This is a genomic window from Balneolales bacterium ANBcel1, from assembly GCA_029688905.1.
GTDB lineage: Bacteria > Bacteroidota > Rhodothermia > Balneolales > Natronogracilivirgulaceae > SLLW01.
Window position 1 is genome coordinate 33,863 of record JARULB010000002.1, and the last position, 25,255, is coordinate 59,117.

The following is a 25,255-nucleotide window of genomic DNA, read 5'->3' on the forward strand; positions in this document are numbered from 1 at the left end:
ATTTTCAACAGAAGAGCCGGTAATTTCAGTATCAGTATCAACAGTTTCAGACCTGGCTTATACAGAGGGATCGGGTCCTTCTGACCCAAAATCATTTACTGTTAGCGGTTCTAATCTAGTCAATGACATTTCTATATCACCACCAGCTAATTTTGAAATTTCTGAAAGTGAATCCGATGGCTTTGTTTCTGATCCAATCGTTTTGAACGAAGTCGATGGAGAGGTCGGAACAACTAATATATATGTACGTTTGGTTGCTGACTTGTCAATTGACACCTACTCGGGGGATATCACAATATCTAGTGGTGAATTGGATGAAACCGTTTCTTTAAGTGGGGAAGTATTAGAACCAATTTTTCTTGTTTATCATTTTACAGGAGAGTCGGTTCAGCCAAATCAAGAACCACAAAACGCTACTACATCAGATTTTCAGATCAGTTCAGGCAATATCTCATTTGGCACCGCTGGCACCTGGAGTGGATCCGGCACACCCTATGCCCAGGGAAGCGGTGGATGGAGTGTTGAAAATAAAGAAGACGCCAAATACTTCTATTTTGATATCAATGCCGATGAGACTTTCGCTTTCGACCTGAGCAATATCTCCTTCGAATGGCGAACAACGGGAGCAGGGCCATCGGCAATTACGGTTGAAATCAATGGCCAGGAAGTTGCCACATTTGACTCTGGTTCAAATGCACAGGATCAGTTTTCAGAATCGCTAACCGGCTTTACAAATCTGACCGATGTTGAGGTGCGTGTCAAAGGCTGGGACAATGGCTCAAGATCAACGAGCGGAGGTGGTGATTTCAGAATAAACGATGTCCGCATTGATGGAGAGACGGTAACTTATGTGGAACCGGCACTTGATGACCCGGTATTTGACCTTGCAGCGGGCACCTATTTTGAAAATCAAACCGTGTTTGTAGATAACTATGAGGATTATGAGTCATCGGTATCGGTCTTCTACACGCTTGATGGAGAAGATCCCGACAGCGAAAGTGACGAATATGACCATTCCGAGGGAATTCTTCTTGCAGATGGTAACGGGCCGATCACTCTGAAAGCGATAGCGATCGACGGTGCCGAAACCACGAATGTCACTACTGCTGAATATATATTTCCTATTAATGTCGCCGACATAGCTGCGCTTCGCTCACAGACCGCCGATGGTTCAACACTCCTCCGGCTGAACAACGAAGCTACATTTACCGCCGGAACCGATTTCCGAAACACGAAATTCTTTCAGGACAACTCCGGATACGGGATACAGATTGATGATATCGGCGAAGTTATCTCCACATCATACAATGCAGGAGATAATGTTGCCGAACTGGTTGGTACACTTGGTGTGTTCCAGGAACAACTTCAACTGGTTCCGGCCCTTGATCCTGGCGCACCGGTTTCAACAGAAAATATCGTTACACCGGTCATACGCACACTGGATAATCTGACTTCGGATGATCAATCGAGACTGGTGCTCGTAGCGACTGTTGAATTTGAAGATGATGGTGATGCGTTTGGTGGTGGTGGATTCACTACCGATATTACCGATCCAAGTATTGAAGGGTTTAACGGTTTGTTCCGCAATGTATTCGGCGAGTCGGATATTACCGGTAGTACTATCCCATCAGTACCGGTAAATATCACCGGTGTGATACAGGAAAACAATAATGGGCTCAACCTTGCCCCGCGTTCTCTTGCCGATATTCAACCTGCGGAAAAGACCCTCACCCTCACCGGCACGACCGGCTTCCGGATGCTTTCCACCCCGGTGGAAGTAAACCTCGCCGATTTTCTGTCCGGGATATGGACCCAGGGCGCCGACGATGCCGATGCGCCGAACAGCAGTCCAACCGTCTTCTTGTGGGATAATACCGCCACCGACGGAGGCGATGGAAACTGGAATGCCGTGACGAATCTCGGCAACACGACCGTAAGTGCCGGTACCGGCTTCCTGGTATATGTGTATGAGGACGACGATCCCACCGAGGAAGGCGTCACCGGCGGCTTCCCCAAAACGCTGTCGGTAACCGGTATTGAAAATCAGGCATCGGTTGAACCCACCATCAACAGCAATACCGACGGTTTCACACTCCTGGGAAATCCGTTTGCCGAAACCGTTGCCTTTGATGATCTCGACATGGAGAACTTCACCGGCGTTGCCTATGTCTGGGATGTGAACGACGAGACCGGCGTTGATGCAACCGGCGAAACCGACCCTGGAGCCGGAAGCTGGAAGACGTGGTCAGGGCCGGGTAATGGCGGTGAACTCACCAACGGACATATCGCCCCGTTCCAGGGCTTCTTCGTCCAGAATAACGATACTGAAGCAGGAACGGTCACTTTCACCGAGGCGGCAAAACAGGGCAACACGGATGGTTTCCTCGGCAAGCAGACTTCCCGCGATATCGTCCGGCTGGAGCTGGAAGGCAGCGGCATGCGCAACTCCACGTGGCTGAGCTTCAGAGAGCATGGCGCGCTGGAACGGGTGTACGGCGACGCGCAGCAGCTCGCGCCGCTTTCTGCCGACTTCGCGATACTGGCCACCGAAAAGGCCGGCTCACTGTTCGATATCAGCATACTGCCCGAACCGGAGGAGTCGTTTGAGATTCCGCTCCGTGTGCAGGCATCCCGCTCCGGTACCTACACCATCACGGCAACCGATGTGGATCTCGCGTTCCAGATGCCGCTCATGCTCGAAAATCGACGCAGCGGCGAGCGAATCCCCATTGAGCAGGGGATGACGTATTCGTTTGACATCGAAGTGCCCGCCGCGAAACGGCCGGTAGAGGGACCGGAATCGCTGCAGCCCCGGCCGATGACCGCCCTGGCGGAAGCCGATAACGCCGCAGGCCCGGATCTCTATATCGTGGCCGGTGAACCGCTGAATACCGATCAGCCCGGCGAAGTACCCGTCGCCCTTGAACTCGCACAGAATTATCCCAATCCGTTCAACCCGGTGACAATAATCGGCTACGCGCTGCCGGAGAACAGTGATGTCCGGCTGGCGGTCTATGACCTGCTGGGACGGCAAGTGGCCACCCTGGTCAATGAAAGGCAATCCACGGGACGCTATCAGGTCTCTTTTGACGCCTCAGAGCTTTCCAGCGGTATCTATATCTACCGTTTGGAAGCCGGCAGCCATACTCTCACACGGCGCATGACCCTGGTCAAGTAACTGGCCCGGATCCCGCAACCTTTTAAATAATATTGAATGTCATTCTATCTGACATTACAAATCAAAATTTTTTCGAGATGAAAAACAGAGATATGAAAACCGACGAGAAGCGTCCCTGGAGCAAGCCGGAAGTAATCGAGGACTCATTCACGAACACGGAAGATTTTCCGCCACCGATGCTGCCGAACTCTCCCGGAGATCAGGGAGTCTCCTGATTGATCCGGCCCCTTACCGGGGCCTCCGGCCATGATGGACAAGGTGTTTCTTGATGTGCTGCACCAGGATCCCGGCCGCTATCCGGAAACCCGCCTCAACGGACTGGATGCGGCCGGCAGGGAGCAGCTGTTCCAACTCGCCGTCGAACACCGGGTCGTGCCGCTGCTCCATCAGCGGCTCGCCCCGGAACACGGTCGCGAGCATCTTGCGCCTTATGTCCGTGAAGTGGCCCGCAACAACCTCCGGTTTTTCGCCGAGCTTGATGCCTACCTCGGGGAACTGGAAAAGGCCGGCATCCCGGTCATACTGCTGAAGGGCATCTGGCTGGCCCACGAGGTGTACCCCGGCATGGGCATGCGGGAAATGAACGACATGGACCTGATGTTCCATGCCGACCACCTGCCCGAAGCGCTGCGTCTGGCCGAAAGCCTGGGCTACCACGCCGACCTGCCCGTACGGGTCGATGAACAGGTGCGCCGAAGCCATCATCTGGCACCGCTCATGAAAAAGGGCGTGGCGGTGCTTGAGCTGCACTGGAACATCACCAGGCCCGGCCGGAGCTATTATATCGATCCGGAACCGCTGTGGGAGCGCGCCGAAAGCATCACCGTCAACGGCAAGCCGGCCATGGTTCTCTGTCCAATTGACCGCCTGCTCCATCTGTGCCTTCATACTTCGTACCAGCATCTGTTCTCCTTCGGGCTGCGCCCGTTCTGCGACATCGCCGCCGTGATCCGGCATGACCGGGAACGGCTCGACTGGATGACCCTGGTTCAGCGCGCCAAAGCGTATCGCTGGGACAAGGGCGTCTGGATGGCACTCTCCATGGCACGGGAACTCACCGGGGCGGAGGTGCCGGAAGATGTGCTTGAATCCCTTCAGCCGAAAAACGGACCGGACCCCGCGGAAATCCGCCAAATCGCCATGGAACAACTGTTCACAGAAAAACAGCTTGCGGCTTCGGTGCCGCCCACGCTGGCGGAAGCCATACGGCAGAATCGCATCCGTGACAAAATCCGGACTATCTGGAGCCAGGTATTTCCGTCACAGGAACGGATGGCAGGCCTGTACCCGGTCAGGCCCGGCTCCCCATGGATGTGGTACTATTATCTGGACCGGTTCGGCAGACTCATGGCAACATACGCGCTCAGAACGATCCGCATCTACCGGGGAGACAAAACCCTTACCGGCATCGTCGACAGGAAAAACAGGCTCCGTGACTGGATGATGGAGTAAGCGCAGCTTTTGCGGGGATTGCAACGCTTCACCGCTTAACAACAAAGCCTTCGGGAAGATGGTATCGGTGCATTTACAAAAACCGGCCGGCTACATCATCACACTCGAGGTCCGGACACCCTCCACTACAACTCAAACGTGAATGATATCGGTTCTCCGGCGCCGGATTTCATCGTCATAGTTCCGTTCAGCTGGGCAGTAAATCCCCGGATGAGGGTCATGCCGGTGGAAGTCACCCTGGCCGGATCAAATCCGTCCGGCAGGCCATGGCCGTTATCGCGGTAGGTCAGTGAGATCAGGCCGTCGTCGGTTCGCTGCAGACTGATTTCAATTTTTTTATCCCGCACCCCGGAAAACGCGTGCTTCAGCGAGTTGGACACCAGTTCGGAGACGATGAGTCCCAGCGTTACGGTATTTTGCATGGAGAGCTGCAACGGCTCAATCGAAAACACAAGTTCAGGCGCGATATCGGAGTACCCCTTGATCTGGGCCCGGCACAGCATGGGGATATAGGTGTCAAGGGCTGGAACATCCAGATCCGTGGAGCGGCACACTTCGTCATGCAGCGAAACCATCACCTCGATACGGTGGGTGATGTCATTGAGCAGCTCATCCATGGGCCGGTCCGCGTCATCCATGAGCCGCAGGCTGATATAGCTGATCAGGGTGTTGAACTGGTTCTTGAGCCGGTGGTGCACATCCCGCAGGCGAATCTCCTGGTAGCTGACCCGTTTCTTGAGCTCCTCTATAAGCAGGATATTCTGCAGGTCGGTTTCGATGAGTTCCTTGAACTGATTCACCAGCTTCACGAAAGTCTGGGAGTAGGGGTTGGCCTTGTTGTCCAGTACACAAAGCGTGCCGAACAGCTGTCCGTCCTGCCACTCAAGGGGCACGCCGAGGTAGGATTTCATGCCGAATTCGGCATGCGGGTTATTCCGCCAGAAATCTGAATCTTCGGTGTTCTCTACGATGACCGGCTGTTTTTTTCCGACCACCGATTCGCAGAACATGCCGATCCCCAGCGTGTCATAGGCTTCGTTGGTGTAGGGATTCTCATCGGAGCTGCTGGCCACGACCACCTCCAGGTTTTCGGAGGTAAAGCGGTTGATGAGTCCGCCGGGAACTCCGATAATTTCGGCGGTAAGGTCAATCAGTTTCTGCCACTTCTGCTGAACCGCCTCGGGAATTTCCGGTTTGTTGTAGGATACCGGAATTGTTACAAGGTGCTTTGAACCCTCAATTTTAACCCTGGCGTAGCGCGCCGGGGACTCTTTGGCCTGACTCATAAGTACCTGATATTTTATTCGATAGCCGGGTCGGGGCCTGGCTATGCCTGACATGTCTCTGGATATGCTTGAACGTGCAACCTGGGCCAATATAAATATTCTATTACAATAATGTTATCGGCTCTGTCCGGAAATACTTAAGGGCGATTATTTATCGTATTGCACCGGATTGGCTTCCCCTCTGGGTTCATCCCTCCGCATCACGTTCGCTCACGAAAAGGGATAAATCGGAACGTCTTCTCAGCGTATTCTGGAGACCTCCGCGTATTGATCCAGGCGGCCGCCGCCCAGCAGCACCTGTCCATCGGAAGTGAGCCAGGCATGCGGCTTCATCGCTTTGCTCCTGGTCAGGTCGCGGCGCACCCCCAGGTGGATGATGCCGGCAATCCCGCGCCGGCGCAGCATGATCTTGCCGGCCGAAGCCTGCACCAGACACTTGCTGTCCCAGGGCACCCGACGGCTCACGGCCTTCACGGCCCGGATGACAGGCAGTACCTCCGGGCTGATAGCGGCACTGCCATGTCCGTTATCCTCCACCGCAACGGTCTTGCCCAGGAAACGCAGCAGCACCCGAAACGGCAGGAACAGGATCATAAAGCGGAAGATCGCCGTCAGCAGCAGCGCCTCCGCATAGATCCGCTGTTCGGCGAAGGGTTTTCGCAGGAATTGCGAAACGGCCGGTATGACGCCCCCTGGTTTCATGACGGCGACTCCGGGCGGGATGGTTCCATCACACGCGTCATGATGTGCCGCGCCGAGGCGCGCAGCAGCGAGAGGTCGTCCGGCATGGTAATACGGTAGACGGGAACGTGCTCCGCCAGACGGCGGCAAAACTCCGGATCCTGCGGTGAGGGAGGCTGCAGCCAGTCGCGCCCGTAGAAATGGTTGGACAACGCGATTACCGCAGGCATGCCCTGCAGAGGCTCGATGACGGGATGAGAGAGTCCGGTCCGGCGATTTCCAAGTACAAGTATGGCGCCCAGCGGAGCCGGGTCGGGGTGGAAGTCCCCGGGAAGGAGATGTGCCGAAACCCAGAGTTCCGTATTGGCGGAGTCGGTATCCTCTTCAGTGTCGGCCACGTGGTTTTCAGGGGGATGGCTTGCAATCCCGGTCTTGCGCGGCAACACGTTATCAGAACGCCGCGCCTGCACGGGAACCAGTTCATCGCCCGGCAGCCCCAGCGTTTCGGCAAGCATGGGGGAGATTTTGATGCGCCCATATCCCGCCGCTATATGGGGAGGAGCGTGTCCTTCCCAGGGGCGGGGCGTCCCATTTATGTTCATGGCGACAGTGCCGGCCTCCATAGGGATGGCGATATCGTCGGAATGCATCGCCATGCCTTCCGCGGCCAGGGCGGCCGAAAGGCTCGACTTGCCGGCGCCGCTCACCCCCATCACCAGATACGAATGGCTGTTGGCGATCAGCGAAGAGGCGTGCAGCGCCCGGAATCCTTTGAGGTGCAGCGCTGCAGTTATGGCACCGTTGGCCAGGCCGAAGAACGTGTCGCGCCACTCCGGCCAGCTTTGGGATACCTGGATCCCGCTGCCGTCGGGATCGATCAGGAAATCTATTGTATGGCCATAACGCCCGTAGAAGCGCAGCATCCGGTGGCTACCGGTATCTGCCCACACGCGGCCCAGTGCATCGGGCGGCGGATCCGCTTTGGCGGGATCGTCGGTCTCCCTGGGCACAATACCCCTGTAAGTGATGGTTATGTCGGGAGGATGAGGATGCTGCCGGGGCGAAGCATCATCGGAGCAACCGGCACCAGGCAATTGCCTGATGCCGTGTTCCGACAACGGATACTGACTCAGCACCCGCATGCCATACAGCCGATACCCCCGGAAATCGCGCGGCAAATCCTGCGGAAAGGAGCCTTCCTGCGATTCATCGGAACCGCTACAGGTCATTCGATCGGGTTGGGCATCCAGCTGTGACATGTGCAGAAAACATTTTCCGCCGGTGTCAGGAAACCTGCTCCGGAGCGTTCGGCAGCATCGGTGGGGCCTGGGCTTCGGTGCGGCTCAAATGCTCCTCCACAATCTGCGGTTTCTTCCAGGCTTTTCGGACGGGCGCATCGCTGTTGCGCCGACCTGCATCTGCTGCTTTGCTGTCGTTCATTAAATCTCGATTCATTTTTTGTGATTTCATGGTGTAATATACGTCAAAGTGTGAAAAATGGCATTGGAGAATGGTTCGGCTGCGGCTATTTGACGACCGTCATCTGCCGGGTGAGGATGACTCCTCCGGCTTCCAGGCGGTACATGTAGATGCCGCTCGACAGTCCGGTGGCGTCGAACGATACCTGATGGCGCCCAGCTTGCCGGGTTTCACTGACCAGCGTGCTGACCCGCCGTCCCAACAGGTCGTAAACCGTCAGGCTCACCGGACCGCTTTCCGCAAGTTCGTACCGGATCACCGTGACCGGGTTGAACGGATTGGGGTAATTCTGTGACAAAGTCGTCCGATGCGGCAACGCCGGGCCGCCCTCCCCGGCATCGGCAACCGAACCGGCCGTTACATAAAACCGTTCCGTTGCGGTACCCGCTTCGGCCTTGGCCAACTCGCCTCCGGAAAGAGCGGTAGGCGAAACGGTACGCCTGGCCACTGCGCCGGTTTCGATGGTGAATTCGTAAGAGAAGGAGGGCGAGATCGGTTTGACGATGCCCAGGCTGCGATCCTCCAGAAAGAGACTCTCCGCAAACGCAACATCCACATCGGTAGCGGTGATGGTGTAGGTTCCGGGGAGTGAGGCTTCCACATGCAACGGGATTTCCAGCGATTTATCCGCGGTAGTCGAAGGCAGCGGCATCATCCCGATGTCGAACAGATCTCCCGCTTTCTCGGAGGCAATCAGAGCGTAATCGGAGCTCAGCGGCATAAGCTGATGTGCGTCGCCGTAGGCTTGCTCCATGGATCCGCCCTGACCAAATACGAGCCAGGCGGAGTTGCGCATGCCCTCACCGGTCAACTCGAGCCTGATCCGGTTGTCCGGCTGCTGTTTGCCCATGAACTCGCCGCCATTGCCCCGGGCATCAAGGGGGATGGTGAGGGAACCACCGGTACCGGCACTATGGACGAAAAACCCCTGAAACGGGGCAATCACACCATCCACAAGGTCACCGGTTCCGGCACCCTCGGAATAACTTTGCCAGCTTCCTGCCCCCACGTCACTGCCACCACTCGCGCCGCCACCGTCATTTACATCCCAGACATAGACAACATCGGTCAGGTTAGTTTTATCGAGCTGGGCAAACCGGATGGGAGCGGCAAACGGGTTGCCGGCAAGCGACCATCCATCCGCATTGCTGTTGATGTCGGGAGTGACCGCCTCTGCCGGTTCACTGCCGGTAACGGCAAGTGTTTTGGGGAAGCCTCCGCTGACGCCCTCCACTCCGGGGTCGTCGTCCTCAAAAACATATACCAGGAACCCGGTTCCGGGAGAGGTGTTCTGGGTAAGATCTGCAAGCGGGTTCCAGTTTGTCGCGTCGTTGCCGGCAGCATCGGCGTTCCAGGTGTACACATTGGGAGATCCTTCGCTGCTGTTTCCACCGCTTGTTGCGCCCTGGGTCCAGATCGGGTCCAGCAGCGCCGACATCGTGACCTCCGCAGGAGCGGAGAGCAGCCGGTAGCCCTCCGCACCGTCCAAGGCGACCGAAACCTCACTGGCCGTTACCAGAAAGTTGTTGAAATAGGGCTGGCGGTTATCACCTGAGGCGAGATCCGAAGCATAGAACCGGAACGCGTCAACGGCAGAGCTTGTCAGCGTAAATGTCTGGTCATAGCTTTCGGAACCGTCCCGCCCCGTGGCATGAATGCGCAGTTCCGTTTCGGAGGTCCGTTCGATGTGGATGGTCATGGCCTGGGTACCATAATTTTCGAACATCGGATCGCCGTTGATGGTGATCGTGGCGCTACCACCCATATTGACGTTGATGACCTGGTCTCCGCCCGTTCCCCCGACGTACAGGTTAAATCCCTTGTTCCCGGAACCGTCGGAATCCCAGTTCACCCCCCAGTCGAACTGCAAGGTTTGTCCGACCGAGAGGGGCTGCTGCAGACTCCGATCGGCGTTGACAAACGCGCCGGATCCGTCCGGATTTGCGAACAGCGCAAATGATGGGTCACCGAGGCCGGAGATATCGGCGTCACCGGGATCGCCAGTGAAGGCACCGGCAGAACCAGTACCGTCGCCGGAAGTGATAGACCACTCACCAAAACCGAACCCTTCGTTGCTTCCGTTGGTCCAGCCCGAGTAATTGGCCGCTTCATCTTCTGCGATGGTAAATTGTGCACTCGATTCATCCGCCGTACCCCAGGCCAGAAAGCCAGCAAGCAGCAGCGTAAGAATGGATTTGGATGGTATTACATGTTTCATGAGGATCGTGGTTTGTGTGTTGGAATCGTATCAGCTAATTCATTGGGCCGGGATACCGCAACCTTTGAGCAGGCCCGGAAGTTCGTTGTGGGTCGGCTGCGCCGTTAGACCCGAAGTTCTGTTGCAATGGGCCGCCCCGCGAGGCCGGGTCACGAGGCGGCGCAAGGCTATTTGACGACCGTCATCTGCCGGGTGAGGGTGATTCCTCCGGCTTCCAGGCGGTACATATAGATGCCGCTCGACAGTCCGGAAGCGTCGAACGATACCTGATGGCGCCCAGCCTGCCGGGTCTCACCGACCAGCGTGCTGACCCGCCGTCCCAGCAGGTCGTAAACCGTCAGGCTCACCGGACCGCTTTCCGCAAGTTCGTACCGGATCACTGTGACCGGATTGAACGGATTGGGGTAATTCTGTGACAAAGCCGTTTCTGAAGGCAATCCGGAGGGTGGTTCGGCGGGAAGGGGAGACCCGTACGTGAGATACAGCTCAGGTCCGTTGGCAGCAGCGAGGTCATGCCCGGAAGCTTTCTGTGGACCGGAGGGAGCAGGCCGCGCATCCGGCCGTGCGGGTGCCTTGGCGGCAGGCCCATCCAGTGTGAACTCATATTCCATGCCGCCGACCACCGGCAGACGCGCCCCGGTCCGGCGGTCCTCCAGATAAAGCCCATCCCGGAAACCGAGCTGCACATCGGTGGCGGTAAGGGTGTAGGTGCCGGGTTGTGACGCCTCAACATGAAGCGGGTACCGAAGCCCGTTGCGGTCCGTCAGCGATCCCGGATCCGGAAGCACGCTGATGTCCAGCAGCTCGTCGCCTTTCTGTCCGGCCAGCAGGACGTACTGCACCGACATGGGCATCAGTTGGTAGGCATCGCCGTAAACGCGGTCAAGCGAGCCCTGCGGACCAAATCCGAACCAGGCGGAGTTGCGCATTCCCTCTCCGCTGAGTTCCAGCCGCACCAGGTCTCTGTCCGCCTGTTTCCCCAGAAACGACCCGCCGCTGGTTCGAGCCTGATCATGAAACGCTACCGAAGCGCTGCCTCCCGCCTCATTATGCACAAAAAAGGCCTGGAACGGAGCGATGATACCGTCGGAGAGGTCACCGGCTCCGACACCACCCGACCAGGTCCGCCAGCTTCCGGCTCCGGGATCATTCTCCCCGGTTTGTTCCATGCCGCTGTCGTAATTGACATCCCAGACATAGGCCACATCGGAGAGTCCCGTGCGGCCCAGGTCATCGAACCGGACCGGGGCGCTGTAGGGGTTGCCCAGCAGCGACCATCCGTCTTCGGTTTCATTCACGTCGGCGGTGTGGTCCGCGGTATTTCCCGCTCCGGTCACGGCCAGCATTTTCGGAAAGCCGTAGTGCGAACCGGAATCGTTGGGGTCGTCGTCTTCAAATACATAGGCCAGCAGACCGGTGCCCGGGGCAATGGTCTGATCAAGATCATCGGCCGCCGTCCAGTCGCCGGATGTCTCATCCCATACAAACACATTCGATTCGGCTGCCCCGGGGACATTGGAATTGAGCGGGCCCTGGGTCCAGATCGGATCCAGCAGCGCCGACATGGTGACCTCCGCAGGAGCGGAGAGCATCCGGAAACCGGGGGTGCCGGTGAGAGCCACCATAAAGGCCTCATCGCTTTCCCCAAATTGCAGCGCAGGACCGGTAAAGGGTCCGCCATCGGCCTCGTGGAGCCGCGCGCCGAAGCCGGCGTTTCCGTCGAGATACCCGGGGACGGTTACATCCGAAAAGAAACCCGAATTCGATACGATGAACGCCATGCCCCGCACACTCACGGTGGGAAGGCCGTCCAGCCCAAGCGCCTCTTTGGAAATGGCGATTTCGTAGCCCTGCCGCTCATTGCCGCTGTTCAGCACCGCGTAGGTGACAGACCCGGCCGGGAAGACATCCGCCGCAGCAGGACCCGTAACCGAACCTCCGCCGTCTTCGGCGCCATCCGACGCAGGGAGCACCAGAAAGCCGGAGGCGTCCGCGCCATTTACGGCACCGCTGTAGTCGGCCATGGAGAGCACTACCCGTCGCCCTACGCCGTCCGGACCGGGCGCGCCGTAGAGGGTCATGCCCAAATCCACCTCGAAATCCATGGTAAAGGAGCCGGATGGGTAGCCTTCAGGCGATTGATTCCCAGAAGCGGCAAGGAAGCCCGCTGCCCCCGGCACACCGCCCAGCGGCTGACCCGGAGCCACACCGTTGCGTTCCGAAAAATCGAGCATGATGCCGATGGCGTCGCTGTCGCTGAGTACCAGCGTTGCGTCAACGCCGATATAGACCGAATCGGCGTCGTCGTAGAAATAGAGGGCGTCAACGGTTTTGCCGGCGCCAAAGCCGAGGTTGTCGTTCAGGCGGGAGGCCAGCATCCGGTACCCGGGGTCGTTCAGGCGTCCGTTCACCCGGACGGGCGGTGCCTCGGAGGGATCCAGCACGCTGATGGTTTCGGAGGCGGAGGTGTGCTCGCCGTTGCCGTGGTGAACCAGCTGCGCGGTGACCGTATACGTGTCGGCGTCATCCAGCGAAAATCCGTCAAAAGAGACGTTGCGCTGCTCTCCGCCGCCCAGGTTCACCGTCACCGTATCGGTATGGACAATTTCGGTGTTGTTCAGAACCACGGAATGCCCGCTTTTGGAGTCGGTACTGACCGCCTTGCCCTGCCCGGACTCCCGTGTTACGGTCAGCGCTACGGTTACCTCCTGCTGCAGAGTGGCATCGCTCGCCAGGTCGGCGCCGGCCAGAATCTCCTCGCCTGTCAGATACTCGGCATGCAGGCCGCTGAGGCCGGTCAGGCGTACACCGGTATCCAGTTCGAAGTCATAATCCACCGGCACAAAGATGGAATAGGAGTTCGACCGGGTGGGTATCAGCACACGGCTGTCGCCAAAGACGGTCAGGGTATCGCTCACATTTCCGGTGATGTCAACCAGCTGCCTGTTGCGCCAGTCGTCGCGGATGTTGGTCACCCATACACCGATATTAAACTCGGGGTGCTTGTTGATGGCGACGATCAGGCCGGTGTAGTCGTCGGTTCCGTCCCGTTGCATCACGTAGACCTGCCGCTCGTCGGTGGATTGAAAGCCGGGCCAGTGCACATCCCCCCGGGCAGTGAGAATATGATGACCGCCGGAGGCGAACTGTTGCCGGATGGCCATCAGCAGATTGATTTCATCGCGAAGGCCGTAATAGAAATAGTCACGCCACCAGACCTGCGCGAAACCGGGGTGGGTGAGCATGTGCGCGTAGATCAGGTTTTTCTGGTTTATGATGGGCGCGTGGCCGTAGTGGTTGTCGGTACCGGTATAATCGTTTCGGTCGAAATCGTGATTCTCCACGAATGGCACGATCTGTTCGTAGGGTACGCCGTGGTTGTAGAGGCCGCTGGTGTGGAGGTTTCGGATGTCGTAGTCCACTCCGTTGTCGGACCATGCCTTGTAGGCAAAGCGGATGTTGAAATCAAATATGGCGGGCTCTTTGGTGGTGCCGGAGAGCAGGTCCAGATAGGTTATCAGGCGGCCGATGTCGCCGTCGTACAGTTCGTGTACATGAAAGCGGCCGGCGTTGGCACCATACTCCACCCAGTTTTTCAGGTATTCGGGGTGGATGCCCTTGACGAAATCAAAACGGTAGCCGTCGAGGTCCAGAGTAGTGGTGAGCCAGTCGCCCCAGACCTTCAGGCTGTCGCCCATGGGCAGCGTGGAGCCGTCGCCATCGTGCAGGGCGTTCTGGTAGCCGAAATTATTGATATACATCTGATGGAAGCCGGCAATCTGGTTGTCGGCAAAAAAGTCGCCGGTGTTATTCTGATTGCGGACCGCGTTCGGGAAAAAGAAATCGCCGCCCTCGCCGGCGGGCCAGGCGATACGGCCTGAACCGTGTGTAAGCGGGAAAGCGGTATAGGTCGAATCTCCGTCGGGAGAGAAGAGGGAGCCGCCGCTGCGGTCGGTGTAAAAGTTCGAGTAGGGGTTGTCTTCGAGGATGCCGCCTGACCGGTGGTTGAGCACGATGTCCATGTAGATCTCCATGCCGGCGTCCTTGAGGTCGCTGATGGCCTGTTCCAGCTGTGCGCGGGTGCCGTACCGGGTCGGGATGCCGGACCCGTCGCCGGGGCTGATGTCACCGGGCTGGCTGTCGTACTCTCCGAGGTCATAATAGTCGTAGGGGGTATAGCCGACATCAAAGCTTCCGCCGCCTCCCTTGCTGGGCGGGGGCAGCCAGATGGCGTCGAAACCGGCACGCCCTAGCTCCACCGAGTAGTAGGAGAGGGAGTCGTACCAGACTCCGCCGGGGGAGACATCCCAGTAGAAACCTTGCATCATGGTGCGGTCGCCGGGTTGAGCGGGTGAAAGGGTATGGGTGGAAAGCAGGAGTCCGGTGACCAGGGCTGCGAACAGTAAAAAATGCTTCATCACGTTGGATGGATTTGGTGACAGGGATTATAAACAGATAGATGCACTAGTCTGTAAGCGCTTACACATGGGTAATAAATTTAGACAGAAAAAGAGGAGTGCGCCAAATCGCGGACGTGATTCGGTGCAGGTGCTTCAAGTTACTGTATAACAATGAAATAAAGTGGATTTACAGGAGGAGGAGACCGTCTGTTTTGAATTAGAATTTGTTAAGGAATTCCGGGTGCTGCGGTGAGAGGCAGGTGGCGAGCGTAAACATACTGGAACCCGTTGATATTGCGGAGAAAACGTTATTATATTCTAACAAGCATTGGGTTGACCTTCACCGTATATTCATCATTCGAAACAGGAGATTGGCACTTGAACAGTGGTACGGACACTACGACAGACGCTGGAAACAGCGCGAAAACAAAAGCGGAAACCAGCCTTGCCGACGCTTCCGGACGAAACGGTGACCCCCGCTGATTCAGGTTTGCTATTCGACACATACTAATCTGCGCATAACGCATGAGTCCGAACGAACACCCTCACCCCAACGGCTCCTCAAACGGCCGCTATCACGGAGAGCTCCCGGGAACCAACAACACCGGACAGCCGGCCTGGCAGGACGATGACGAACTGGATGTAAAGAAGCTTTTCTTTACCATTTTTCGGTACAAATGGATTATTCTGGCCTGCCTGATTCTCGGTACCGCCGCCGGATATTTCTACGCCTCGAGCCAGACCCCCATTTTTCGCGGCGAGGGGAGTATGCTGATCACCGAGGACCGCAGCCGCTACTCCATGGCCGGCAGTGACCTGGGAAGTCTGCTCACCACCAGTTTCGGTATCGGTCAATCGAGCCGGCTCCACAACGAGCTGGAAGTGATCCGGTCACGACGCTTCGCCGGGGAGATTGCCGATAGGCTGCTGTCGGATCCTTACCAGCCGGACGGACGGATATGGCCGGTGCTGTGGGAGGAGTATCCGGAAGATTCAACGATTGTCGACCGGCAGCGGGTGATTCATCGCATACGAGAATACCTGACCGCAGAGTTGAAAAACCGTGATACCGATGTGGTGCAGATCACTTTCGAAAGCCCCTCCCGGGAGGAAGCCCGGCAGGTGGTGAACCTGGTGCTGGATGAATACTACGATTTTTCCACCCGGCAAAACCGCGTACAAGCCCGTTCTGCCATCGAGTTTCTCGAACGGGAGGAGGCCCAGTTGCGAGAACGACTGGCCGAGAGTGAAAACCGTCTGCGCGATTTCATGAGCAGGGAGGGAGTGATTCAGCTGGATGCCCAGTCCACCCGGTTGGTGCAGACCCTCTCCGAACTGGAGGCGGAGCGCAAGTCGGTGGAAGTAAATATGGTGGCGGTCAATTCGGCCATCGACAGTTACGAGAGTGAGCTGGAGGCGATCCGGCCCGGCCTGGCGGACCAGTTCTCGGCGAGCCGTTCCCAGCGGCTGGTGCGGTATCAGTTTCAATTGGCCGAGCTGGAGACCGAGAAAATGCTGATGGTCTCCCGGAATCCGGAATTGCGCGAAAACCCCCGGCTGGAACCGTCCTATGTGCGGCTGCAAGACCAGGCCGAAGAGTTTCGCCGGGAGATCCGCGCCCTTACGGCCGACCTGATGGAGCACGACGAACGTTTTCTGGGTTTTCTGGATACCCAGGGGGGCGGCGTAACCAGCCGCCTGGCGGAGATGCGTCAGGAGCTGTTGCAGCTGCGTGTGGAGCAGAGCCAGCTGGACGCCCAGGCGCGGGTGCTGGATGAACGCATTGCCGATGAGGAGCAGTTCTTCGATCGGGTACCGGATAACATGGTGGAGATGGCCCGCCTGCAACGGGACATGAAGGTGCAGGAGCAACTCTACCTGACCATCTCCCAACAGACGGCGGAGCTGGGGGTGTGGGAACAGACGCAGATGGGCTACGGGCGTGTGGTGGATTATTCGGTTTTACCAATTTCTCCGGTCAGTCCACGGGTACCAGTATTGCTGATGATTGGATTCATAATTGGAGGAATGGCAGGAGTTGGATATGCCTTTGTACGTGAAATGACGACTACCGAGATCAACAGTATCGACAAGCTGAAAGAGCGCAAGCTGCCGGTTCTTTCCGTTATTCCGGATCTGCGCCCGTTTGTGAAGGAGCATTACGATGGCCGGCCGCTGGTGAACATCAGCGGGCATACCATCTCCACGGATATGGTCTCCGTTCTGGATTCCATTTCGCCCACGGCGGAAGCGTACCGGCGGCTTCAGAGCAACCTGATCTACTCGCAGCCCGACAAACCCTACCGGGTGATTTGCGCTTCAAGCCCCAGCAAGTCGGAAGGAAAAACCACGGTGATGTCCAATCTGGCGGTGACCCTGGCCGAATCGGGCAAGCGGGTGGTGCTTATGGACTGCGACTTCCGCCGGCAGCGGGTGCACAAGGAGTTCGGCGTGGAGACTATTCCGGGTGTGGTGGATTATCTGTTTGATGAAGTTCCGGAAACGGCAATTATCCGTCCGACCCTGGTGGACGGAGTGGATGTGATTCCCGCCGGCAAGCGGACGCCCAACCCGGCGGGGATCTCTCGCAGCGCGAAGCTGGGCGAGTTGATCGACAGCCTTAAGGAGAGATACGACTTTGTGTTGATTGACGCGCCGCCCTATGGCATCATCACCGATGCCGCGCCCATTATGACCAGGGCCGACGGAGTGTTGCTGGTTACCCGGTTTAACCAGACCAGGGAGGCGGATCTCGATCAGACTATCGAGAACCTTCGCAATATTCGGGCTAACATTATCGGCGTTGTGATGAACGCGTTTGACCACAAAAAAGCGACCGGTTACTACTATACCAGTACCTACTACCGGTACGCTTACACCGATTACAACGCGTATGTGGAAGAGAAGTCCTGACCCCCATTCATGCATACGCCTTTAATCCGTTTTATTCACCATTATCGCAGACCTGTTCATTACTCATGAGAAATTTTGTATGCATCGGGATGCTGGTGTGCATCCTTGCCGTTCCGACCCTGACAGAAGCGCAAACAACCATTAGAGAGACCCCGCAAAGCCAGATGTTTCGTCTGGGAGAAGGGATGGTACGAATTGCCGAACCGGGCCAACTGGCCGATACGCTGAACCTATGGGGCGATGTTTCCGCTCCGGGCCGGTATATCGTTCCCAGGGGCACTACCGTACCGGAACTAATCTCCTACGCCCGCGGGCCTATCAGTTTGCGTACGGGAGAAACAACCCTGGACTGGTCACAAGTGCGTATTGAAATTGCCATTTCACGCTACAACAGAGAGACGGGTATGGAGGAGGTATATAATTTCCGCTATACCTACAACGAACCCATTCCGGATGAGCTCCGCACCTTCAAGCTTCGCGGAGACGACATGGTGTCGCTGCAAGTGAGACGCCGCCCCATATTCCGCGACTATGTACAGGTTGTCGCACCGGCGGTAACGCTATTGCTTAGCACCATCTTGTTGTACGACCGGGTGCGAGGCAACTGACGCGAATCCAATCACTTAAACGACCCTTTTGTTAATACAATCTAACGGAAAATCGTTGGACATCGGGCGGTAAAATCTCTACTTTTAAATCATTAATGAGTACCAAATAGCACTCATTAACGAGTAGATAGTTTACACTAACAACACCGGGTCAATTGCCGGTGATACACTTTTGTCGTTGTCTGGCCACCAGGCATGGGACTCACAAGGCGGAGCTGTGTCCGCCCATAATATTTGTTAGACTCACTCATTACATCAAAAACCCGTGTCCAGCTGTTGCTGAAGTTTTTCACCAACAGCAAGAATCAGGGGTATTTACGGGGGCTGGCGGAAGAATTTGGGGAATCCACCAACGCGGTACGGCTGGAACTGAACCGATTATCCGAAGCCAACTTGATAACCTCCGAAACGGATGGCCGGAAAAAGGTATATATGGCCAACAAAAAACATCCTCTCTATCCGGAGTTGAAAAGTGTCGCCAGAAAATACCTGGGACTTGACCGGATACAACAGGTTGTTGAGCGACTGGGAACAGTAGAGCGGGCACTCATAACAGGAGACTATGCCAAGGGCATAGATTCCGGAATTATCGATCTGGTTATCGTCGGTAGTATCGACAGTGGTTATCTACACAAACTGGTAAGTAAAGCGGAGAAACTGGTCGACAGGAAAATTCGAACACTTGTTTTAAATGAACAAGAGTTTAAGCGTTTTACAAAACGACTTGATCAGGAAAAGGCTATTGAATTGTGGTGCAGCGAATAAATGCCAAGAGAAGAATTAGGCTATTGCGAAGGAATTATAAATAATGAAGTTGCTGCAAATAAATGAATAAGTGGTCAAGTTTTTTTGGCTGAAGAAATTTATGAGAATATATGAATAGAATAAAATATATTTGAAACATTTCGATTCAATTAATGCTAAAATTAAGTATTACTTGCAAAAGCTTGCAGGAAGTGGGAGTAGCGGAAGTGTTTTAAAAAACATGAGTATCCTTGCTTCCGGTTCAGGAGCTGCAAAAGTCATAGGCCTTGCCACTTATCCGGTGATTACCCGAATTTATTCTCCTGCTGATTTTGGTGTAATGGCTGTGTTTACGTCGGCTATTACTATACTTGTTCCATTTGCAACCATGAGGTATTCCATTACACTTCCATTACCCAAAACAGATGTAATGGCAATGAATATTTTCGTTTTGGGAAGTTTGTTAATAATTGCTCTTTCGTTGATTTTGAGTGGAATGTTTGTAGTTGCTGGTGAAGCGGTTTTTGGCTTTTTCAATATGAATGAGATTGCTTCTTATTGGTGGCTTCTAATAATTGGGATATTGGGTGCTTCTTTTTATGAACTATTATCAAATTGGGCAACTCGAAAGAAAAGCTTTACACCGATAGCCAAAACCAATATTTGGCAATCATCAATTTCTGCAATCACAAAAATTGGATTGGGATACGCAGGTTTAAAGCCAATGGGGCTGTTAATAGGTGTTGTTGCTCAAAGAGGAAGCGGAGTCTTTTCTTTAATGAGATATTTTCTTAATGATTTTAAAGAGAATATCGATAAGGTGACACCTAAAAGGATAATATTTATTTTTAAGTATTACCGGGACCTTCCATTATATAGATTACCATCTCAATTTTTATTGGTTTTTGCAACAAAAATGCCGGTTCTATTCTTTGCATTCCAATACGGGGCAGAAACTACAGGACAATTAGGTTTATCAATATTATTTGTTGGGATACCGATGGGACTTATTGGTACAACAACGGCAAAAGCATACTATGCTGAAATCGCAATGATAGGAGCTAAGCAAAGAGAAAAGATATTAAGTGTAACAAAGTCTATAACAAAGAGATTATTTTTATTAAGTCTTATTCCCACTTTAATATTGTTATTATTTTCTCCCTTTCTATTTCAATTTATTTTTGGAGCAGAGTGGATTCAAGCCGGAGAATTCACAAGCATACTGGCTTTTTACTTATTTATTCAGTTTATCACAACTCCACTTGTAAATATATTCACTGTTTACAATATGCAACGTAAGTTTTTGGAAATTAATATAGTAAGAATAATTATTGTTGGGGTAGTATTTGGAATGGCTTATAATTGGAATATGGATGTATATCAAACTTTACTAATGTATACGATATCTATCAGTGGACATTATATATTCACTGGATACCAGGTTTATAAAATTATAAAATAATAGGATCTAATACTATGTATACAAATGAATTAAAAAAAATCAGTATAAGTGGAGCAAAAAATTCTGCGACACGTTTAATGGCCGCCTCTCTTATTTGTGATGAAAAGACAACATTATATAATTTTCCCACCAGTCTAGTTGATGCATATTACAAAAAATTATTTATAGAAAATGTAGGTGGAAATATTAGGTTAGATGATGAAAAAGAGATTGCAGAAATAGAAAGTAAAAATTTAAATAATAAGGTATTAGACCATTACAATTATCCTATACGTACGACTTATTTGTTAGTTCCTGGATTATTAAAAAAAACAGGTGAAGCTAAAGTTCCTTATCCGGGTGGTTGTAAAATCGGAAATCGAGGATTTGATCTTCATCTGATGGTTTGGAAAAAGATGGGGGCAACTGTAGAAGAAAAGTCGAACTATATAAAAGTTACTGCAAAACAGTTACATGCAGCTGAAATTGACTTCCCAATTACGACAATTGGTGGTACTGAGACAGCACTAATTTGCGGATCTGTGGCAAAAGGTACCACAGTTATTCGAAATGCCTATATTTCTCCAGAGGTATTCGATTTGATCCGCTTTCTTCGTTCCATTGGTGTAGATATTGAGGTGGTTGGAAATAGTTTCATTAAAGTACATGGAACAACTTACCACAGGGGAACGAGTCACAGAATAATTTCAGATCGGATTGAAGCGATTACCTGGATGATTTTTTCAGCAATTGCTGAAAAACCAATGTTGATTGAGAATGTGCCCTTTAAAGATATGGAAATACCTCTTACTCATCTTCAAGAGGCTGGAGTTGATTTCTTTGCAAATCAGAATTCTGTAATGATTTCACAAGAGTGTATGCCAAACGGTATTCAGCCATTTGAACTTGCTACTGGAACTCATCCTGGTGTTATATCCGATATGCAGCCATTTTATGTGCTATTAGGGCTAAAGGCAAATGGAATTAGCCGAATTTATGATTACAGATACCCTGAGCGAATAACATATTTAAAAGAGTTGGCAAAACATACTGATGGTGGTCTAAAGTGGAAAAAAGGTGAGATACAAACAACAGGAAAAGTGATCTTTAAGCCCGCTCATGTCAACTCAACGGATTTAAGAGGAAGTATGGCAGTACTCATGGCGGCACTTCTTTCAGAAAAAAAAGGAGAATCAGTAATTGACAATATCCAAATGGCTTTTCGTGGTTATAACAAGTTGGATGAAAAACTTCATGGCTTGGGTTATTCATTTAAAATAAATAATGGATCGATGATAGTGTAAAAAATGAGATATAAATCCTTAAATATCAAAAGGAAACTAGAAATAAGCAAACTTGTCCGTGGTGGTATAGAAGAAGATGTTGATCTATCGAAAATTAGTCGATGGAAAATTGGAGGTATTGCAGACTGTTTAGTACGCCCAACAGGAACAGAAGAAGTCTCATCAGTTATCAAGTATCTATATAAACATGATCTTCCATACGTAGTGATTGGTTCAACAAGCAATATTCTTTTTTCGGATGATGGGCTTCGGGCAGTATGTATTCAAATTGGAAATGATATGTCTGATTACCATATTAATAATACGAATGTATGGGCTCAATCAGGGGTTTGGGTGCCAGGTTTTGCCAAAAATGTTGCAAAGGCCAAACTAAGTGGAATTGAACATACGGTTGGTATTCCGGGAACTTTGGGAGGATTGGTATGCATGAATGGGGGAAGTCAAAGAAAAGATATAGGTCGTAGGGTTATAAGTGTAACGGCTGTTTCGCCACAAGGAGAAGTGGTGTTTTTTTCAAATGCTGATTGTTGTTTTGGATATCGTACATCTGTGTTTCAACGCAATGGTAATATCATTACAGAAATAGAATTAGCTTTTGATAAGAACCAATTGTATGAAGTCATACGAGATGAAATGCTAGAAATCCTGAAATCAAGAAGAAAAAAATTCCCAAACAAAATGCCTAATTGCGGTTCTACATTTATCAGTAATTCAGATCTCTATAATAAGATAGGCCCACCTGGTAAAATAATTGAAGAATTAGGATTTAAGGGATATAGGGTTGGAGATGCAGTCGTTTCTAATGAACACGGAAATTTTATAAATAATTTGGGAAATGCAAAATCAAATGACGTTTTACAAATTATTAAGAATATTCGTTTGAGCATAATTGAGAAAACCGGAGTTGCTATTGATGCAGAAGTAATTTATGTGACACCAAATGGAAAACTACTGAGAGCTCATTTAGTAGATATATAATATCAATTATAATTACGAATCATAGTTGTCCGGTGTGTGAAATAGTTGTGACTCGTGACAACGTAAATCTAAAGTAATAAACTAAGTTACTATAATTATTTGTTTTATTATATATAGAATATGAAAAATCTGGTGTTTGTTATTTCTACATCTAGATATGCCAATACGGGATTTGGGGGTCACTACTATAGTTTATTAACATATATATATGTCTTAAAAAATACTTATAATATTACTGTAATTCATATTAATGATTTAAATAATACTCTACTTGATGAAGTAATAATAGAAGAATGCAATATAATTAATATTAGTAGCAATGATGATATTGATACATACAATCTTATTAAAAAAGTTGACATCGGTGTTTTTTTTTCAAACAGTAGTAAGTCTCAACTAATTAAATATCAGCTAATAAAAAAGGGGGCACCAGTAATTGGTGTTAAGCCAGGGGGAAGTAATCCAAAATATTATTTTCCATATTATGATTATATTATTTGTTTTTCTATTGAAAATTATCAATGGTTTAAGAAGTCGTATATATATCGTAGTACTTCTATTATAACTAAATTATCAAACAGAGTATTAGAGATTCCTATAAATAGAAAAAGAATAAATGAATTTGAATATCATCTAGATAATCACATAAATATTCTACGAATATCAAAAATTGGTAATAAATACTATGATTCATTTGTTAAAACAATTAATCTACATAATAGATTATCTAAGGATAATATCAAAGTCAATACAGTAATAATAGGGATAATTGAGTGTGAAGAAGCATATAATAAACTAATAAAGTTAATTAATAATAATTGTAATATTGTACTTCTAACTGATTATAAGTATACATATAATGCTAGAGAATATATACCATTATTTGATTTAGTAGTTGGTGTTGGTAGAGGGTTTATGGAGGCAGTATCTGAGCATAAGAATGTATTAGGTATATCTAATAAATATAATATTCCTATTGTTGTAGACGAATATAATTATAATATATTTGAAGAATATAACTTCTCATTAAGAAATAACTATAGTGGAAAAAATGAAATAAAAGAATACGAAAAAATTAAAGTAATATTATATAATGCTGGGCAATCAAAAAAAAATAGAGAATACTTAAACGCTAAGTACAACTCTAATTATAATGCTATAAAAGTACTAGAATATTTTAAAAACATAAATATTGTGCGTAAGACGAAAGTACATTATATGCTATTTGACTACATCGTGAACAATGTGTTAAAGGTTATAAAAACAATAAACAATAAAATAATAAAAAAATAACATATTCAAATATAAGTATTACTATTATGAATAGGTTAATAAAAATATGATTACAATTATAAATATTATCACATACTAAATTGTATTTAAAAAATATAAAAATATCGAAATCATTCTTGGTATTATTAATATATGTATTGAATATAGTTGTAATATTTACTGTTTCAATAATTGAAGATGCGTCTATTCATTCTGGTATTATTAGAGCAGGTTTAATGATTATTACTATTCCAGTACTAATGATGTCAGTATATAAAGAAAGAGTTCTTTACTCAATTATCATTGCGCTTTCATACTTTCTACTACTTGTCATTACAAATGAACGCATTCAACCAGCAATGGGAATATGGGTATCAGTTGCAATTAGTTTATTAATGTATCCAGTCACATATAGGTATATATATAAAAAATGTCATTATAATTGGATTTATAATATTAGCATAATACTTCTTTTGATAATCGGTGTTCATTTTATTTTCGCACAATTTTTTAATATTGGACGTGTGCCATATAGAATGAATATTGATATCCATACAGGATGGGGGGATGTGCATCAGACATTTAACATTGTATATCTTCTTCTATTTATGCCATTTCTTCACTATATTTTAAATAAGGGAGTTAGTAAAATACAAATTATCATATATTTTATATCTCTCATACCAATCATACTAATCTTCAGAAGAGGAGCTGTGCTTGGGCTAATGTTAGGTTTTTTAGTATATATTATACTAACTCCCTATAAAGGGAAACTTGTTTTATTTTTATTAGGTCTTTTTTTTATAATGGTAATTTCATCTCCACTTTACTTTGATAGATTGGAGATTGTTTTGGAGCAACGACCTACAGATTATTCAGACTTTGTGGAAACAGGGCGAACACTGGAATTTACTTGGCTAGCAGATATCTATAAAAATTCTGATGTGTCATTTATACTTTTTGGAGCTGAACTTTTTGATTACCCAAATTTTGCAAATGTCAGAAGGCCTTTACATACTGACTATGTCACCTATTTATTAGGTGGTGGTATAATTGGATTTCTGTTATATCTTAATATATTTATATCAATATGGATTCAATTTCTTAGAAATATAAAAAACATAAAAAAAACCTCTTTAAGAAGAGAGCTTATAGCATTATTTGCAGCTATTACAGCAGCCAATATTATCATTTCTTACTCGGGTCAATATTATGTAATATCATCATTGACCTGCTTGATGATGTATTATGCAATGATAAGTAGGTATGCAATGGAGGTATCAAATAATAAAATACAATAA

The 25,255-nt window shown here is 50.3% G+C and carries 17 protein-coding genes; 11 read left to right on the forward strand and 6 right to left on the reverse strand.

The genetic code is table 11. From position 1 onward, the window contains the following. Positions 1-250: 250 nt before the first annotated feature. The 3 genes from QA596_02455 to QA596_02465 all read left to right on the forward strand — a co-directional run bounded on the left by QA596_02455 (position 251) and on the right by QA596_02465 (position 4,630). Positions 251-3,178 (forward strand): T9SS type A sorting domain-containing protein, encoded by a 2,928-nt coding sequence (locus tag QA596_02455; protein ID MDG5766312.1) that lies wholly within the window; start codon positions 251-253, stop codon positions 3,176-3,178. A gap of 77 nt (positions 3,179-3,255) precedes the next feature. Then, a complete protein-coding gene (locus QA596_02460; protein ID MDG5766313.1) occupies positions 3,256-3,393 on the forward strand; it encodes a hypothetical protein in 138 nt (45 codons plus the stop codon). Positions 3,394-3,424: 31 nt separating this feature from the next. Beyond that, positions 3,425-4,630, forward strand: a complete 1,206-nt coding sequence (locus QA596_02465) for a nucleotidyltransferase family protein (GenBank protein MDG5766314.1) — start codon at positions 3,425-3,427, stop codon at positions 4,628-4,630. Positions 4,631-4,755: 125 nt separating this feature from the next. On the opposite strand, the gene QA596_02470 is transcribed toward QA596_02465, so the two are convergent. The 6 genes from QA596_02470 to QA596_02495 form a co-directional block, all read right to left on the reverse strand. Continuing rightward, complete coding sequence (locus tag QA596_02470) at positions 4,756-5,916, reverse strand: GAF domain-containing protein (protein ID MDG5766315.1); 1,161 nt, start codon at positions 5,914-5,916, stop codon at positions 4,756-4,758. A 240-nt stretch (positions 5,917-6,156) separates the two neighbouring features. Further along, the gene (locus tag QA596_02475) at positions 6,157-6,618 is read right to left on the reverse strand and encodes a lasso peptide biosynthesis B2 protein (GenBank protein ID MDG5766316.1); all 462 of its coding nucleotides are present in this window, start codon (positions 6,616-6,618) and stop codon (positions 6,157-6,159) included. Next, positions 6,615-7,856, reverse strand: a complete 1,242-nt coding sequence (locus QA596_02480) for a hypothetical protein (GenBank protein MDG5766317.1) — start codon at positions 7,854-7,856, stop codon at positions 6,615-6,617. The genes QA596_02475 and QA596_02480 overlap by 4 nt, the downstream gene beginning before the upstream one ends. Before the next feature lie 25 nt (positions 7,857-7,881). Beyond that, a complete protein-coding gene (locus tag QA596_02485) occupies positions 7,882-8,037 on the reverse strand; it encodes a hypothetical protein (protein ID MDG5766318.1) in 156 nt (51 codons plus the stop codon). A gap of 85 nt (positions 8,038-8,122) precedes the next feature. Next, positions 8,123-10,294 carry a T9SS type A sorting domain-containing protein gene (locus QA596_02490; GenBank protein ID MDG5766319.1) on the reverse strand — a complete coding sequence of 724 codons (2,172 nt, stop codon included), beginning with the start codon at positions 10,292-10,294 and terminating at the stop codon, positions 8,123-8,125. A 167-nt stretch (positions 10,295-10,461) separates the two neighbouring features. After that, positions 10,462-14,712 (reverse strand): T9SS type A sorting domain-containing protein, encoded by a 4,251-nt coding sequence (locus QA596_02495; GenBank protein ID MDG5766320.1) that lies wholly within the window; start codon positions 14,710-14,712, stop codon positions 10,462-10,464. 507 nt (positions 14,713-15,219) lie between these two features. Between QA596_02495 and QA596_02500 the strand changes: the two genes are divergently transcribed. From QA596_02500 to QA596_02535, 8 genes are all read left to right on the forward strand, one after another. Beyond that, positions 15,220-17,607: a polysaccharide biosynthesis tyrosine autokinase gene (locus QA596_02500; GenBank protein ID MDG5766321.1), complete on the forward strand. Its 2,388-nt coding sequence runs from the start codon at positions 15,220-15,222 to the stop codon at positions 17,605-17,607. Positions 17,608-17,672: 65 nt separating this feature from the next. Next, the gene (locus QA596_02505; protein MDG5766322.1) at positions 17,673-18,215 is read left to right on the forward strand and encodes a hypothetical protein; all 543 of its coding nucleotides are present in this window, start codon (positions 17,673-17,675) and stop codon (positions 18,213-18,215) included. A gap of 276 nt (positions 18,216-18,491) precedes the next feature. Then, positions 18,492-18,980, forward strand: coding sequence for a winged helix-turn-helix domain-containing protein (locus QA596_02510; GenBank protein ID MDG5766323.1), 489 nt, complete (start codon positions 18,492-18,494; stop codon positions 18,978-18,980). A 130-nt stretch (positions 18,981-19,110) separates the two neighbouring features. Further along, complete coding sequence (locus QA596_02515; protein MDG5766324.1) at positions 19,111-20,421, forward strand: lipopolysaccharide biosynthesis protein; 1,311 nt, start codon at positions 19,111-19,113, stop codon at positions 20,419-20,421. Between the two features lie 14 nt (positions 20,422-20,435). After that, complete coding sequence (locus QA596_02520; protein MDG5766325.1) at positions 20,436-21,704, forward strand: UDP-N-acetylglucosamine 1-carboxyvinyltransferase; 1,269 nt, start codon at positions 20,436-20,438, stop codon at positions 21,702-21,704. Positions 21,705-21,707: 3 nt separating this feature from the next. Continuing rightward, positions 21,708-22,682, forward strand: coding sequence for a UDP-N-acetylmuramate dehydrogenase (gene murB, locus QA596_02525; protein MDG5766326.1), 975 nt, complete (start codon positions 21,708-21,710; stop codon positions 22,680-22,682). Between the two features lie 120 nt (positions 22,683-22,802). Continuing rightward, the gene (locus QA596_02530; protein ID MDG5766327.1) at positions 22,803-23,975 is read left to right on the forward strand and encodes a hypothetical protein; all 1,173 of its coding nucleotides are present in this window, start codon (positions 22,803-22,805) and stop codon (positions 23,973-23,975) included. 137 nt (positions 23,976-24,112) lie between these two features. Then, positions 24,113-25,255 carry an O-antigen ligase family protein gene (locus QA596_02535; GenBank protein MDG5766328.1) on the forward strand — a complete coding sequence of 381 codons (1,143 nt, stop codon included), beginning with the start codon at positions 24,113-24,115 and terminating at the stop codon, positions 25,253-25,255.

Coding starts and splice junctions, on each gene's coding strand:
- QA596_02460 (MDG5766313.1), top strand. CDS start 3,256: ATGAAAAACAGAGATATGAAAACCGACGAGAAGCGTCCCTGGAGCAAG.
- QA596_02465 (MDG5766314.1), top strand. CDS start 3,425: ATGATGGACAAGGTGTTTCTTGATGTGCTGCACCAGGATCCCGGCCGC.
- QA596_02470 (MDG5766315.1), bottom strand. CDS start 5,916: ATGAGTCAGGCCAAAGAGTCCCCGGCGCGCTACGCCAGGGTTAAAATT.
- QA596_02475 (MDG5766316.1), bottom strand. CDS start 6,618: ATGAAACCAGGGGGCGTCATACCGGCCGTTTCGCAATTCCTGCGAAAA.
- QA596_02480 (MDG5766317.1), bottom strand. CDS start 7,856: ATGTCACAGCTGGATGCCCAACCCGATCGAATGACCTGTAGCGGTTCC.
- QA596_02485 (MDG5766318.1), bottom strand. CDS start 8,037: ATGAACGACAGCAAAGCAGCAGATGCAGGTCGGCGCAACAGCGATGCG.
- QA596_02490 (MDG5766319.1), bottom strand. CDS start 10,294: ATGAAACATGTAATACCATCCAAATCCATTCTTACGCTGCTGCTTGCT.
- QA596_02495 (MDG5766320.1), bottom strand. CDS start 14,712: ATGAAGCATTTTTTACTGTTCGCAGCCCTGGTCACCGGACTCCTGCTT.
- QA596_02500 (MDG5766321.1), top strand. CDS start 15,220: ATGAGTCCGAACGAACACCCTCACCCCAACGGCTCCTCAAACGGCCGC.
- QA596_02505 (MDG5766322.1), top strand. CDS start 17,673: ATGAGAAATTTTGTATGCATCGGGATGCTGGTGTGCATCCTTGCCGTT.
- QA596_02520 (MDG5766325.1), top strand. CDS start 20,436: ATGTATACAAATGAATTAAAAAAAATCAGTATAAGTGGAGCAAAAAAT.
- murB (MDG5766326.1), top strand. CDS start 21,708: ATGAGATATAAATCCTTAAATATCAAAAGGAAACTAGAAATAAGCAAA.
- QA596_02530 (MDG5766327.1), top strand. CDS start 22,803: ATGAAAAATCTGGTGTTTGTTATTTCTACATCTAGATATGCCAATACG.